The sequence below is a fragment of the Neptunicella sp. genome (assembly GCF_048268085.1).
Taxonomy (GTDB): domain Bacteria; phylum Pseudomonadota; class Gammaproteobacteria; order Enterobacterales; family Alteromonadaceae; genus Neptunicella.
In genome coordinates, this window is sequence record NZ_JBLWWF010000001.1 from 347,589 (window position 1) to 363,080 (window position 15,492).

Here is a 15,492-nt window from a genome sequence, read left to right on the forward strand (position 1 = left end):
GATGCAATGGCAACGTGGCTACCCTTTTCCGTTAGGGGCAACGGTTGACGATAACGGTGTGAATTTTTCGATTTTTTCGGCGAATGCAACCTCGGTGACCTTGTGTTTGTTTGACGAACAGGGTGAACAACAAATTGAGCAATTTCCGCTACGTCATAAAACCCAGCATATTTGGCATGGTTATTTAGCCGGCGCTAAAGCCGGTCAACTCTATGGTTATCGAATAGATGGACCTTATCAGCCTAATCTGGGGCATCGGTTTAATCCGAACAAACTGTTGCTTGATCCATATACCAAGCAGTTGGTTGGGCAGTTTATCCCCGACGATAGTCATTACGGTTACGATGCGAACAGCAAAGATGAAGATTTATCTTTTGATAAACGGGATAACGCCCGCTTTTTACCCAAATGCAAAGTGGTGGATTTACGTGCCAAAGCGACGCCGCAGCGCTGTTTATCTAATCAGTTAAGTGACTGTATTATCTATGAATTACATGTAAAAGGTTTGACCATTCAGCATCCCGCACTCGATGAAAAAATCCGCGGTAAATTTGCCGCGATGGCAGATGAGCAGGTCATTGAATACCTGACAGAGTTAGGGATTAACTGTGTTGAACTGATGCCCGTACAGGCCTTTTTTGATGAACCTTTTTTGCAGGCTAAACACCTGACGAATTACTGGGGTTATAACAGTTTAAGCTTTTTTGCTCCTCATCCTGCTTATTTGTCATCAGACGATATTTTTGAATTCCGGACCATGGTGGACAAACTACATGCGGCTGATATCGAGGTGATCCTTGATGTGGTTTACAACCATAGCGCTGAAGGAAATCATCTTGGCCCGACCTATAGTTTTCGTGGTATCGACAACGCCAGTTACTATCGATTGCACCCTAATGATCAACGTTTTTATATTAACGATACTGGATGCGGTAATACCTTGAATATTACTCATCCGCGGGTATTACAGTTGGTGATGGACTCATTGCGGTACTGGGTCGAAGTGATGGGGGTAGACGGATTTCGTTTTGATTTGGCCAGTTGCTTAGGCCGCGAGTCTTACGGATTTGATCGCGGCGCTGGATTTTTGGATGCAATAGCTCAGGATCCGGTGTTGTGTAAGGTTAAACTGATTGCCGAGCCTTGGGATATTGGCCCAGGCGGCTATCAGTTAGGTAACTTTCCGGTGGCATGGAGTGAATGGAATGACCGTTATCGGGATGCCATGCGCCGTTTCTGGCGCGGCGATAGCGGTATGTTGGCCGAGTTTGCCCGACGTTTTCATGGGTCGGGGGATTATTTTGAGCATTCCGGTCGCAGCCCTGCCGCCAGTATCAATTTTATTACCAGTCATGATGGTTTTACCTTGCGGGATTTGGTCAGTTATAACGATCGCCACAATGAAATGAATGGTGAAAACAGTCGCGATGGTCATCAGGAAAATTTTAGTTATAACTATGGCGTTGAGGGTGAAACCGATGATGCCGAAATTAATAGGATCCGGGTTCGCCAGCGTAAGAATTTGCTGACCACCTTGATATTGTCACAAGGGGTACCGATGCTGTTGGCCGGTGACGAAATAGGCAGTACTCAGCAGGGGAATAATAATGCCTATTGTCAGGATAATCCCCTTAGTTGGCGAGACTGGAGCCCATCTGATGATGGGGCTTCGATGCTGGCGTTTACTCGTCAGTTAATCGCATTGCGCCGACGCTTTGTACTGTTGCGGCATGGCGATTTTATTCATCAACCCGAAAATCCGCAGGATCCTGGTTTATTCTGGTTTAGTCGTCAGGGCGAGGTGATGAGTAAGTCATTGTGGAGTGAAGGGCAAACCCGCACGTTGAGTTTAATGTTAAGCGGTGATTTGGAAGGTAAAGGTGATGCGCCTGACAGCAAACAGGCGTTATTGCTGACACTTAATGCCGACGAACAGGACCTGCTATTTAAATTTCCGGAAATTGACGGTGTGGCTCAGTGGCAATGCCTGCTGCACAGTCAAGATAATGTACCCGAATCTCCCCAGTTTATAATTACCGATCCATTTCAGCTTCAAGGTCGCAGTCTGATGCTGTTTCACGCCTATATTTGTCAGGAGTCAGAAAATGGTAAATAAAGTCACCACCAGTAGTACTAAAGAGTTAGTTCAAAGTGCTCCCGCCTATTGCGAGCCTTGCGATAGTTTGGGTATGGCTTTTTCAAGGCATATTCGTTATTGGCTAAGCCGTGATGAAGATGCGTCGACAGCGGTGTATTACTCCTTAGCATTAAGTATCAAAGAACAGATGCTGGATAACTGGCGAAATACCCGCAGTCAGGATGCACAGTTTGACAATAAACAGGTCGCCTATTTGTCTTTGGAATTTCTGATGGGGCGAGCGCTGGGAAATGCCCTGCTCAGTTTGGATTTGAATGATGAGTCCAAAGAAGCACTGGAAGAGTACGCGGTGACGCTCGAACAGGTGCAGGAACAGGAACATGATGCGGGCTTAGGTAACGGTGGTCTTGGTCGTTTGGCGGCCTGCTTTTTAGATAGCTGCGCCAGTATGGACTTAGCCGTGACCGGTTACGGAATCCGCTATGAATATGGCATGTTCGTACAAAGAATTGTCGATGGTTATCAACAGGAAAGTCCGGATAAATGGCTACGTCAGGGTAACCCTTGGGAAGTCAGAGTACCGGTACATAATGTGACGGTTCCGTTTTTTGGGCACACCGAATCGCATGTGGATAAAAATGGTCGACGTCATATCTGCTGGGTGGATACTCACGATGTATTGGCAGTGGCTTATGATATGCCAATCCCGGGTTATCGTAATCAGCGGGTTAATACCTTGCGTTTGTGGAAATCAGAAGCGACTGACGAATTTGATTTGGACGAGTTTAATCAGGGCGATTATGCCGAAGCCGTAGCGCGCAAAAACTTGGCGGAACAAATTACCATGGTGTTGTACCCCAACGACTCCAGCGAGAATGGTAAGGAATTACGTTTACGTCAGCAGTATTTTTTGTCGTCGGCCAGTTTGCAGGATTTACTGCGTACCTGGGTGAAAAAATTTGGTACGGATTTTAGTCAATTTGGTGCCAGGAATGCGATTCAGTTGAATGATACTCATCCCAGTATTGCGGTACCCGAATTAATGCGTTTGCTGATGGATGAATATTTGCTCGAGTGGGATGAGGCCTGGGCAATCACCACCAGCACTATGGCTTACACCAACCATACATTGTTGCCCGAAGCGTTAGAGCGTTGGTCGGTCAGAATGTTCAGCAATATGCTGCCCAGAATTTTAGAGATTATTTACGAAATCAACGCCCGTTATCTGGATATGGTGGCACATCAATGGCCGGGCAATGGTCAGAAATTGGCAGAAATGTCGATTATTGAAGAAGGACCCGAGCCCCATATTCGCATGGCGTATTTGGCGATTGTAGCCAGTTTTTCGGTTAACGGTGTAGCCGGTTTACATACGCAATTGCTCAAGTCAGGATTATTCAAAGACTTTTATCAGCTGTGGCCGCATAAATTCAATAACAAAACCAATGGGGTTACGCCAAGACGGTGGTTGGCCTATTGTAATCCCCGTTTGTCTGCATTATTAACCGAGCAGTTAGGTCAGGACTGGGTGATGGACTTAAGTCAGCTACGCAAGATTGAAAACTGTGTGGAAAATAAGGCGTTTATTAAGCAGTGGCAACAGGTTAAGCAGGCGAATAAGCAAGTATTGGCAGATCTGGTTAAACAACAGTGTGGAGTGGATTTTGATCCGACCATGATGTTTGACGTGCAGGTTAAGCGCATCCACGAATATAAACGCCAATTATTAAATATTCTGCATGTGATCCATTTGTATCACCGGATTTTACAGGGAGATACTCAAGATATGGTGCCGCGCTGTGTGCTAATCGGTGGCAAGGCTGCACCGGGTTACGCCATGGCCAAAATGATTATCAAACTGGCCAACAATGTTGCCCATATGGTTAATTCTGATCCGGTAGTGAGACCTTTCCTACGCTTTGCCTTTTTACCCAACTACAATGTGAGTGCGATGGAGAAGATTTGTCCCGGTACGGATTTGTCCGAGCAAATTTCTACTGCCGGTAAAGAAGCCTCCGGTACCGGTAATATGAAGTTTATGATGAATGGCGCACTCACCATTGGCACCCTGGATGGCGCTAATATTGAAATGCTGGAAGAAGTGGGCGAGGACAATTTTTTCCTGTTTGGCCTTAATGCTGAGCAGGTCGCAGAAACCCGTCAGAATTATCGCCCTGCTGATATTGTTCAACAATCACCAGCGTTATCTGCCGTGATGGAACTACTCACCAGTGGACACTTTAATTTAATCGAACCGGGGATTTTTGACCATATTATCAATGCCATTTTAAGTCCTGATGATCAGTGGATGACCGCTGCGGATTTTGATGATTACTGTCGGGTGCAGCACATGGTATCCAAAGCGTATCTGGATCAGCAGTACTGGACAAAAATGAGTATTCGTAACACCGCAGCCAGTGGTCGCTTTTCTAGTGACGTTACGATTGCCGGTTACCGTGACGAAATATGGAAGATCTAATGAAGGAGAGCCTAACTATGTATCAGCAATTTCAGCGTCGATTCGTTTGTCCGTTTCCGATAGGAGTGTCATCGTATGCCTAATTCCAGCCCCCGTTATATCAGTAATATTACCCGAGATACCTATGCGCTTATATTGGCCGGTGGAAAGGGATCGCGTTTGCATGAATTGACCGAATGGCGAGCTAAACCCGCACTGTATTTTGGTGGCAAATTCCGGATTATCGACTTTCCGTTGTCGAATTGTATTAATTCCGGGATCCGCCGGGTCGGGGTGGTGACACAATATAAATCCCACTCTCTGATCCGTCATGTGATGCGTGGTTGGGGGCACTTCAAGAAAGAATTAGGCGAATCGGTTGAAATACTGCCCGCGTCACAACGTTACTCAGATAACTGGTATCAAGGTACTGCTGATGCCGTGTTCCAGAATATCGATATTATTCGTCATGAATTACCTAAATATGTCATGGTGTTATCCGGTGACCATGTTTACCGCATGGACTATGCCGGGTTATTGGCCGCCCATGCGGAATCTGGTGCGGATATGACCGTTTCTTGTTTGGAAGTGCCACTAGAGGAAGCGGCCGGTGCTTTTGGGGTCATGGAAGTTGATGAAAGCAATCGTATCTTGGGATTTGAGGAAAAGCCCAGAGTACCCAAGTCTTTGCCTGGAAATCCGGATATGTGTCTGGCATCGATGGGGAATTATGTTTTTAATACTGAGTTTCTGTTCGAGCAACTTAAAAAAGATGCCAACAAAGAAGGCTCTGCCCGCGATTTTGGCAAAGACATTATTCCGTCCATTATTCAAAAACATAATGTGTTTGCCTTTCCGTTTACCAGTGATTTTAATGATGAAAAAGCCTATTGGCGCGATGTAGGTACCCTGGATTCTTTCTGGTTAGCCAATATGGAATTACTTTCTCCGACGCCAGCACTAAACCTGTACGATGCCAAGTGGCCAATCTGGACCTTTCAGGAGCAAACCCCTCCGGCTAAATTTGTGTTTGATGATGATGACAGACGCGGGATGGCGGTGGATTCGATTGTGTCTGGAGGCTGTATTATTTCTGGGGCTATCGTCCGGCATAGTTTGCTGTTTAATAATGTTGAAGTGTGTTCCTATTCGCTATTGGAAGATTCAGTTGTGTTGCCGGATGTGGTGATTTTACGCAATTGTCGAATTAAAAAGGCCATTATTGATAGAGGCTGTATTATTCCGGAAGGAATGGAAATTGGATTTAACCATGATCAGGACAGGGCAAAAGGTTTTAGAGTGTCTGAAAATGGCGTGGTTGTCGTAACCAGAGAGATGTTGGGATTACCGGTAGGCTATGAGTAAAAAACAGACTGAATCGAAACGGGTACTAATGTTGGCCACTGAAAATGCCGCATTAAAAGGCGCTAAGGTGGGAGGGATTGCGGATGTGATTGGTGACTTACCGCAAGCACTAATTGCACAGCAGGTTATTGCTGATGTGGCGATGCCCGGATATGGACGACTGGCTTTGCAAAATGCTGCACAACCATTTGCTCAGGTCACGGTACCTTTTGCCGGACGACAGGAACAGGTGAGTATATTTCGTTTGCCTCATCCTGATGTAGAACAAGCCAGCATTTATTTATTTGAGCATGGCTTATTCGCGATAGAAGGAGGTGCAATTTATTCTCAGGGCAATACTGAACGTCCCTTTGCCGAGGATGCTACCAAATTCGCTTTATTCAATATTAGTGTGGCCTGTGCACTGCTAGAAAAACATATTCCGATGCCGGACGTATTGCATTTACATGATTGGCATACTGGATTGATGGCCTTACTGAGGGCATTTGATCTGCGTTTTTTAGCCTTAAAAAAGTTGAATTGCGTTTTTACCGTACACAATTTGGCCTTGCAGGGGATCCGTCCCTTTAGTCATGAATCTTCTTCATTGGCAGCCTGGTATCCAGAACTTTTTGCCAATATGACCGAAAAGCAATTTGAACAGGTTAAAGATCCACGTTATCCGTTTTGTGTTAATCCAATGCGCGCCGGGATCGTATTGAGTGATAAAGTACATCTGGTGTCCCCTAGCTATGCCAAGGAAGTCTTACAAGCATCTTCTCATGCAAATGGTTTTTTTGGTGGCGAAGGGTTAGAGCTGGATTTACGTGGCCAAGATCGTCAAGGTAATTTGGTTGGAATTCTAAATGGTTGCGATTACAGCAAGCCTATGACTAAAAAAGTCAGTTCACCGATTCAGTTAATTTTGGATAAAGCTGAAGTCGCGGTGCTTGCGTGGTTGGGTAAACATTCACAGGCCATGGCTGTGGATATGATCGCGCTAACGCGGATTAATGCGTTGCGACGTCAAGACATCAATAAATGTGAGTTTCTATTGACCTCGGTAGGGCGTTTGACCGACCAAAAAGTGTTGATCTTGCGCCAGTTACGTGAGGATGGAAAAACCGTGCTTGAGGCGTTACTCGAGCAATTAGCCGTCAATGCACCCAACGGATTATTTATTATGTTGGGCAGTGGTGATGATCATATTGCTGCCGAGTTTCGTGTTATTGCCTCACGCTATAGTAATTTTTTGTTTTTACATGGCTACCATGATGACTTACCCGAATATTTATATCAGTACGGTGATCTGTTTTTAATGCCCAGTTCCTTCGAACCTTGCGGTATCAGTCAAATGCTAGCTATGCGCGCGGGGCAACCCTGTTTAGTCCATGCGGTTGGTGGATTAAAAGATACGGTTAAGGATGGGGTGAGTGGCTTTGTGTTTGACGGTGAAAACCTCGCTGAGCAAGGGAAGCAGTTATTGTTAACCTTAAAAGCAGCACTGGATTGCCGTAAAACTCCCCAATGGCAAAAGATTAAGCGTCAAGCAAAAGCCCAACGTTTCGGTTGGGATAAAGTGAGTACCAGCTATGTAAAAAAATTATATGGACTGAATATAAAGTCGAAAAAGGATGCTTTACAGCAAGTTTAATACGGTATTGGCGCTAATTCACCGGCCAAACTGGCTTAGCTGATGCTGTTAACTGGTATTGGTCGGCTAAGCCATGAATTGCCATCTCCGGCCCGCTGACTTGTCCGTTTCCTGATATATCCCGGCTAAAAGTTAATGTACTGAAGCCTTTACTTAGTGTGATATTTCCATCATGACGCCAGCTGTCGGTTCCTACGTAGATTCGACCTTTTTCCCAGCCATTTTCGAGGCATTGAGCAATGATATTGGTACATTGAGTGACAGGAATAAATTGAATAATTGCCAGTTTTTGCCGTTTGAATTTGCGTTCTATTAATTTTTGTCGGATGACGCTAAAAAGGTTCATTGGGATTCTTTATATATTGATATATATGATGTTTTTACGTGTGTTATGGTCTTTTGTAAAGGCTGATGAGATTGTTTAATAAATAACCTGAGTATTAATGGTCATATCTGTTAGTGACGTATTGAGTATTATGCTCTATTGGCGGTATAAAGATTGTGTCGGTCGTTTTCGGATTGCTAAAAATAATGGATATATTTTGAATCATATTAGTCGGTTTTACTTATTAATGCTTATCTGTAGCTTGCTCAGTGTCGGCAAGGTACTTGCTGCAGACTGGTTGGGAACGCTGTCGCAACCATATCAGCGTATGCAAAGTCAGCTGAGTGTTAATCCAAATCAGGTTTTATCAACGTTGCTCGATCAATCGATTGATAACAATGCCACTGCGACCGAACAAGCCCAATATCATTTATTACTTAGTCAAACCTATTACATGCTGACTTATCCTCATGAGGCGTTGCAAGAAGCAAAAACGGGTTTGATGCTGGTTGATCAACGTCAACAGATTTGGCTGTACCATCAATTACGCTTGGCACAAGCCTTGGCTTACGATGGAGTTGGTACGCCAGCTAAAGGGATGACGTTGGTAAATGCCGCTATGGATTGGGCTGAAAAACAGCAGGACAGGGCTGTAAAACTTGATGCTTTGTATGTGCGGGCCGCCTTGCTTACCAGTTTGGTGGATTATCCTTCAGCATTAAGTGATTTGCAGCAGGCGAATGAACTGGTGCCACAGCAAGGGTCTACTATTTCTAAAGGGCAGGTGGCTAGCGCAATTGCATTAGTGTATGAATATCGTCGCGAGGCGCAGCTATCGATACCCTATTTTGAGCAGGCTGTAAATTATCATCAATCACAGGATGAATGGCAGGAACTGAGTATTGCACTGTATGGCTTAGGACGTGCGAATAAGAATATCGGTAAAACAGAATTGGGCCGCTCGCAACTAACACAATCAGCCGAAATTGCTCAGCAGGTTAATGATGTTCAGGGCGTGGCTTATGCGCTTAAAGAGCTGGCGGGATTAAATATTAGTGAACAACATTTTGTGCTGGCAGAAAAGCAGTTGTTGGAGGCTCAGGAAATTTTTGACCGCGCTAACAATCCTTATATGCAATTGGATGTGGCAAGCTCTTTGTTAGAGTTGGCTTTGGCAACCAATCAACCTGAACGGGCTAATCAGTATTTGCTCCAGGCTCGCTACTATCTTGATCCTGAGACGATGCCTATTCAAAAAATTGCCTTAGATGAACAGGCAGCCAGAGTCACTGCGTTGATGGGGAATTACCCATTGGCCTATGAGCAGCTTGAACAAACCGTAAAAGCTAAACAAAAAATCTATAATCAGCAAAGTACCGAACAGTTGCACCAGCTTCGTTCCCAGTATGAATTGGAAACCAAAGAGCAAAAAAACCAGTTACTTGAACGGCAAAACCAGTTGCAAAAAATGTCGCTGGCGGCACAACAGCGGCAATATATTAATTTATGGGTGATGTTTGGATTTGCGCTATTAATCTGCTTGTTGTTGGCGATATTGGTTTATCGTAACCAACAAAATAAACGTCGATTAATCCATTTAGCCAATGTGGATGGCCTAACCGGTTTGCTTAATCGACGTAAGGCATTGGAAATGTTGCAATTGCAATTTGATTTAGCCCAACGCCATAAATTTCCATTGTGTGTGGTAATTATTGATTTAGATCTGTTTAAACAGATTAATGATAAATTTGGCCATGCCATAGGTGATAAAGTGCTGCAAGGATTTGGGCAACTATGCTTGGCGACCTTCCGCCATACTGACGTTATAGGCCGCATTGGCGGGGAAGAATTCCTCATCGCCTTGCCGCACACAGAACAGCCTTCAGCAGAAAGTTTGCTGCACAGTTTAAGTCATCAAGTGCAAGCGATGGCAGCAAGTATTGAAGCTGATGGGTTGATGGTGTCTATTTCCTGTGGTTTAGCCATGTATCAAGACCAATCATGTATAGAAGAGTTAATGACACAAGCCGATAACGCACTGTATCAGGCTAAACTACATGGTCGTAATCGAGTGGAAATTTTTATGCCGAATACGAGTCAACATTTATTACCCGTTTAAGTGAGCGTGTTATGGGACAGCAATTCAATCAGATTTCCACTAAATTAACGCAATTCATTCAGGCGCAAAAAATATTTTTTGTGGCGACGGCAACTGCGGATAGCCGGGTCAACCTTTCGCCTAAAGGGATGGACTCATTGCGAGTGCTTAGTCCTAATCGGGTGATATGGTTGAATGTCACCGGTAGTGGCAATGAAACGGCCTGTCATGTGCAGGAAAATCCGCGTATGACCATTATGTTCACCGCTTTTGAAGGAGCGCCGATGATCTTGCGGTTATATGGCCAAGCCCGTGTCATACATCAGCATGATAGTGAGTGGCATGAGTTATTTGGATTATTTCCCGCCATACCTGGCGCCCGCCAGATATTTGATTTGCAGGTGGATCTGGTACAAACCTCCTGTGGTATGGCCGTGCCTTTTTTTGATTATGTGGAAGAACGTGAGCAGCTTAAAGACTGGGCAAACAAGCAGGGTGAGGAGGGGATTAAAAGTTATTGGCAGAAAAAGAACCAGCACAGCATTGATGGCAAACCCACTCATATTTTACATGACAGTGAATAACTTCGGTGGTTTATTTATTTGATTGGGGGAATACCCTAATGGTCGATAGCCCTGATCTCCCCGGTAAAATGTGTGACTGGGAATCTGTCGAAGCGGTTGCAGGTGCCAGACAAACGTTAGCTCACCTCGCGATTACACATACACTTTATGTGGCCTCTGGCGCCCAGGATTCATCTGCTCAGGATATTCAAAAGGCCCTGCAACGAGTCGATATGGCGCAATATATCCGGGGGTACTTTTGCCCAGCCAGTATAGGTATTGCTAAAGGTGCTCCAGCGTTTTTACCCGAGATTATGCGCCGCTTAGGTAAACCCGCCGCACAACTATGTATGGTTGGAGATAGTTGGGATAAAGACATTTTACCCGCGTTGGCCGTCGGTATGCAGACTATATGGTACTGTCCACAAGGTCATTCTGCCCCTATTGATCAAGTCACAACAATTCGCTCATTAACTGAATTGTGTCAGTAATTCTCATCGGTGGTAACAGTCACGCGAGCGTCATTGTGTTACATTAACAGCATACTCATTATTGGATCTCAACATTTTTGCCACACACTGCCGAAGGGTTTATTTTAACTCGCCATCAAGTTGAACGAGCTGGTAAAACACAGCTGGAGTTTTGGTTAACTACCCAAGCCGGGCCGGTAAAACTAGTAACACCCGCGCAAACATTTACGTTTTTTATTCATCAAAGCGATGTGACTAAAGCGCAAGCATTACTTGCCGAGGTTAAAATTCAATGTGAGTTTAAGTCATTAGCCTTAACGACTTTTCATCATCAAGCCGTATCCGGATTATATTTTACCAGTGCCAAATATCTGTTTGCCGCTAAAGATTTGTTAAAAGCGGCAGGCATTACCCGTTATGAAGATGATATTCGTTTAGCCGATCGCTTTTTAATGGAACGCTTTATTTATGGCAGCGCTGCCTTTAGCGGAATTCCATTGCCAGTTAAATCCGCTCAACAGGCATCTGTAACCTACCAGCAGGCGCGCTTAAAACCTTCAACTTATCGTCCCAACTACAAGGTATTATCACTGGACATAGAATGCAGTGAGCAGGGACATTTGTACTCGGTCGGATTAGCAGGCGCGGATTGGCAACAAGTGATTATTATCGGTGATGCCCAAGCTGGTCCTGACTGGATCTGTTGGGTAGCCGATGAATCTGGCTTATTACGTGCCATGATTGATGCAATTCATCACTATGACCCCGATATTATACTTGGCTGGAATGTAGTTAATTTTGATTTCCAGCTTTTGCTCAAACGAGCCCAAGTAAACGGCATCCCTTTAAGTCTTGGTCGAGAGCACAGCATTGCCACCTGGCGAGATGCCAAAAGTGAAACCAATCAGGGGTATATCACCATTCCCGGACGGGTGGTGGTAGATGGTATCGATGCCTTGAAAACCGCGACCTACCAGTTTGACAGTTTTAGTCTTGAGTCTGTGGCGCAAGCTCTGTTAGGCAAGGGCAAAAAGACGGAGGATGTGGATAACCGGCTGGCGCAAATTACGTATGACTTTCAGCATAATAAAGTCAAATTGGCCGAGTATAATTTGCAGGACTGTGTGCTGGTAAACGAAATTTTCGAGCACACAAAGCTATTAGACTTTCTTACTTTGCGTAGTCAATTAACCGGCTTGGAGCTGGACAGAATGGGGGGTTCTGTTGCGGCGTTTACTAATGTGTATTTACCCAAGCTACATCGAGCTGGCTATATTTCGCCTAATCGTCCGGCTAATGGCGGCTTGGCCAGCCCGGGTGGGTATGTGATGGAATCCAGACCGGGTTTATATAAAAATGTACTGGTATTGGATTTTAAAAGTCTATATCCATCAATAATCCGGACGTTCAAAATCGATCCGCTTGGCTTGATCGAAGGTTTAAAATCACCGGACAATGCCATTCCCGGATTCCGCGGGGCGCAATTTAGCCGCGATAAACACTTTTTACCGGATATTATTACCTCATTGTGGCAACAGCGTGATGAAGCCAAACGCAATCATGATGCGGCTCGTTCTCAAGCGATAAAAATATTAATGAATTCATTTTATGGTGTACTTGGTTCTGGCGGCTGCTGTTTTTATGATACGCGTTTAGCCAGTTCTATTACCTTGCGTGGGCATGAGATTATGCAGACCACGGCACAATGGATCCGGGAAGCTGGGCATCAGGTTATTTATGGCGATACCGATTCGACTTTTGTGTGGCTGGAAGGCGATTTGAGCGAGGAACAGGCGCACCAAACCGGCAAGCAATTGCAAACGCAAATCAACCAACAATGGCAACAAAAGATTGCCGACGAGTTTGAGTTGGATTGTGATTTGGAAATTGAATTCGAAACTCATTTTAAACACTTTTTAATGCCCACTATTCGTGGTTCGGAATTGGGCAGTAAAAAACGTTATGCCGGAATTAAAGCGGGAAAACAAGGCGATGAACTGGTGTTTAAAGGGCTCGAAACGGTTCGCTCCGACTGGACAGACATTGCCAAACAATTTCAAACCAGACTCTATGCCATGGTGTTTGCCGGTGAAGATGTTAAAACCTATTTACGAACCATGGTTGACGGGATAAGGGCAGGTCACTATGACGATTCGCTGGTGTATCGAAAACGTCTGCGTCAACGACTGGAAAAGTACGTTAAAAACGTTCCTCCCCATGTTAAAGCCGCCCGACTGGCAGATGAAAAAAATCAACAATTAGGCAAAAGTCTAAAGTATCAGCATAAAGGCTGGGTATCTTATGTTATCACCCTGAATGGCCCTGAACCCCTGGAATACCTTATAAGCCCGATTGATTATGATCACTATATTGACCGGCAAATCCGTCCCATAGCAGAAGGTATTTTGCCTTTTGTTGGCATCGACTTTGAACAACTGACCAGTGATCAGCTGGGGTTATTTTAATTATTGGATTTAATCGTCATGTAGCCATTTATATAAATAATAATTTAAACAATAAAGTGTCAGATAAATTTACAGTTTTATTGATGACTAGCGATATTTTATACTTAACGTTTTGATTATTAACATTTTATTAGTCATGGCATATAAATTGATTGATCCGCTGTAATTCCAACAAAACACCTTCGGGTGGATTCTAGTTGAATAACTACAAAAGGAAATAAGTGGATGAAACAAGTAAATAAAATAGCTATAACGGCGGTTGCTTTAGCAACCATCTTCACCGGCAGTGCTTCAGCAGCCCTAATGTATGATGCTGATGTAACCATGAATGCTATTTTTGGCGGTGGCAATATTAATGGTTCATATACTGTTGATCAGAACAATGGTATTGAACTTGGTTTGCGTGGCAAACTTCGCTTTAATAATGCCGGTTTGCCTGAAAATACTTTTAATAGTAATGGTGATGGGACTTATAGTTTTGATGCTGGTGTTGCGCCAACACAAAGCTCGCCTGTTGCGATATGGAGTTTTGAATGGTCAATTAATACTGATTTTAGTGATCAAGACCAAACAGAGTATGATCTTAATGATTTAGTGTATGAGTTGGCTTTGGATAGTGATGCAAGTTTAGGCACCAACTTTATTGTTTGGGATCCAATTAATGTTTCATTTGCTGATCATGATATTGGTGATAACACTACCGCACAATCTGCAGGAACAAATGCAACAGATGCGGCATCATATGCATTGCTAATCTCGGAAAATAATCTAGCACAAAATTCATGGCAGCCTCATTGGTTTAACGCCGGCTTAGATCCTACCGTTGATGGAACCTATGATATTATTCTATCTGCTTACTCGCGTAATGGCGGGGAAGCACTGGCCAGCACTACTATCCAAATCATTGTTGGTCAAGGCGGTTCTGCTCAGGTGCCAGAACCTGCCTCAATCCTGATGTTTGCAGCGGGTTTGTTGGGCCTAGGCGCGGCAAGACGACGTAAAGCATAATAGCGTTCTGCAAGGAACTATAGTGCAATGATTAGCCGGCTTACTCGCCGGCTTTTTTATCTGTATTAGAATTAATCACCGCATAGGCAGCAAGATCACAGAGTGTTTGATTAGCAATATCTTGGCCTTGGCACTCGAAGCACCATACTCGCTGCTATATCATTTCTTTTTCTGTGACCTCTCATTCCAGCAGTAAATAGGGATCTTGGCGATTGGGATGCAATAGGCTAGTCTTGAAAGCAATCTGAATTAACCGCTCAGATCGTCACGTTTAATAACAATAATAAAACAATAGGGAATGAGCCATGTTTAAACCCGCTATTTCAGTGCTGATTGGTAGTTTGTTGTTCGCTTGTAGTCAGCCAGCGCCAACACCAGCATCGTCCACTACATCAGAATCCGCTACGCCAACGGCATCGACGGTTGATCAAAATGCCCAATTTGATCAGTTTAAAAACCAGTTTTTGCAAGATACCTGGCAAGTTTATCCCGATTATGGGGTCTATGTGGGGTACTACAAATTCGATGATGTATTAACGGTTCCTGATGATGAGCAGCAGCAACAAGAAAACAGCTATCTGCAAAATACACTCGATAGATTAAACCAGTTCGATCTGAACAGATTGTCGCCATCCAACGCAACAGATTATGCGCTGATTAAAAATCAGATTGAAGCCACGATCTGGTATCGGGATACGTTTAAATCGGATCAATGGGATCCATCCAATTATAATGTGGCGGGGGCATTTGGGGTAATCCTTAATACGGACTATAAACCTTTGGATGAGCGTTTAATGTCAGTATTGGCGCGCTTGCAGAAGGTACCCGCTTATTATGCTGCGGCAAAGCAAAATATTACTCAGCCGACGTTGGAGCATACTGATTTAGCCATCCAGCAAAGTAAAGGTGCGTTGGGTATTTTCGAACAATCGATCCCGAACAGTTTGGCGCAATCTACTTTAAGCGAGGAACAGAAACAGGCATTCGACCCCTTGCTCGATGAGTCGGT

At 44.4% G+C, this 15,492-nt stretch carries 11 protein-coding genes; 10 read left to right on the plus strand and 1 reads right to left on the minus strand.

The window, feature by feature from the left end; all coding sequences use genetic code 11:
* The first annotated feature begins 1 nt into the window (after position 1).
* From glgX to ACTD55_RS01410, 4 genes are all read left to right on the plus strand, one after another.
* Positions 2 to 2,116 carry a glycogen debranching protein GlgX gene (gene glgX, locus ACTD55_RS01395; protein WP_438862509.1) on the plus strand — a complete coding sequence of 705 codons (2,115 nt, stop codon included), beginning with the start codon at positions 2 to 4 and terminating at the stop codon, positions 2,114 to 2,116.
* Positions 2,106 to 4,577: a glycogen/starch/alpha-glucan phosphorylase gene (locus tag ACTD55_RS01400; RefSeq protein WP_438862510.1), complete on the plus strand. Its 2,472-nt coding sequence runs from the start codon at positions 2,106 to 2,108 to the stop codon at positions 4,575 to 4,577. The genes glgX and ACTD55_RS01400 overlap by 11 nt, the downstream gene beginning before the upstream one ends.
* A gap of 75 nt (positions 4,578 to 4,652) precedes the next feature.
* Positions 4,653 to 5,921 carry a glucose-1-phosphate adenylyltransferase gene (glgC, locus tag ACTD55_RS01405; RefSeq protein WP_438862511.1) on the plus strand — a complete coding sequence of 423 codons (1,269 nt, stop codon included), beginning with the start codon at positions 4,653 to 4,655 and terminating at the stop codon, positions 5,919 to 5,921.
* Positions 5,914 to 7,554 (plus strand): glycogen synthase, encoded by a 1,641-nt coding sequence (locus tag ACTD55_RS01410; RefSeq protein WP_438862512.1) that lies wholly within the window; start codon positions 5,914 to 5,916, stop codon positions 7,552 to 7,554. Before glgC ends, ACTD55_RS01410 begins: the two co-directional genes overlap by 8 nt.
* Positions 7,555 to 7,567: 13 nt before the next feature.
* Here ACTD55_RS01410 and ACTD55_RS01415 read toward each other — a convergent pair whose 3' ends face one another.
* Positions 7,568 to 7,900: a hypothetical protein gene (locus tag ACTD55_RS01415; protein WP_438862513.1), complete on the minus strand. Its 333-nt coding sequence runs from the start codon at positions 7,898 to 7,900 to the stop codon at positions 7,568 to 7,570.
* A 97-nt stretch (positions 7,901 to 7,997) separates the two neighbouring features.
* On the opposite strand from ACTD55_RS01415, the gene ACTD55_RS01420 reads away from it, so the two are divergent.
* The 6 genes from ACTD55_RS01420 to ACTD55_RS01445 form a co-directional block, all read left to right on the plus strand.
* On the plus strand, positions 7,998 to 9,998 hold the full coding sequence (locus ACTD55_RS01420; RefSeq protein WP_438862514.1) for a diguanylate cyclase: 2,001 nt from the start codon (positions 7,998 to 8,000) through the stop codon (positions 9,996 to 9,998).
* A gap of 11 nt (positions 9,999 to 10,009) precedes the next feature.
* Positions 10,010 to 10,561 (plus strand): pyridoxamine 5'-phosphate oxidase family protein, encoded by a 552-nt coding sequence (locus ACTD55_RS01425; RefSeq protein WP_438862515.1) that lies wholly within the window; start codon positions 10,010 to 10,012, stop codon positions 10,559 to 10,561.
* Between the two features lie 38 nt (positions 10,562 to 10,599).
* Positions 10,600 to 11,031 (plus strand): HAD family hydrolase, encoded by a 432-nt coding sequence (locus tag ACTD55_RS01430; RefSeq protein ID WP_438862516.1) that lies wholly within the window; start codon positions 10,600 to 10,602, stop codon positions 11,029 to 11,031.
* 77 nt (positions 11,032 to 11,108) lie between these two features.
* A complete protein-coding gene (locus ACTD55_RS01435; protein ID WP_438862517.1) occupies positions 11,109 to 13,475 on the plus strand; it encodes a DNA polymerase II in 2,367 nt (788 codons plus the stop codon).
* Between the two features lie 225 nt (positions 13,476 to 13,700).
* Positions 13,701 to 14,483, plus strand: a complete 783-nt coding sequence (locus tag ACTD55_RS01440) for a PEP-CTERM sorting domain-containing protein (RefSeq protein ID WP_438862518.1) — start codon at positions 13,701 to 13,703, stop codon at positions 14,481 to 14,483.
* Between the two features lie 305 nt (positions 14,484 to 14,788).
* Positions 14,789 to 15,492, plus strand: a 704-nt coding sequence (locus tag ACTD55_RS01445; RefSeq protein WP_438862519.1) for a DUF885 family protein, incomplete at its 3' end; no start/stop codon positions are given.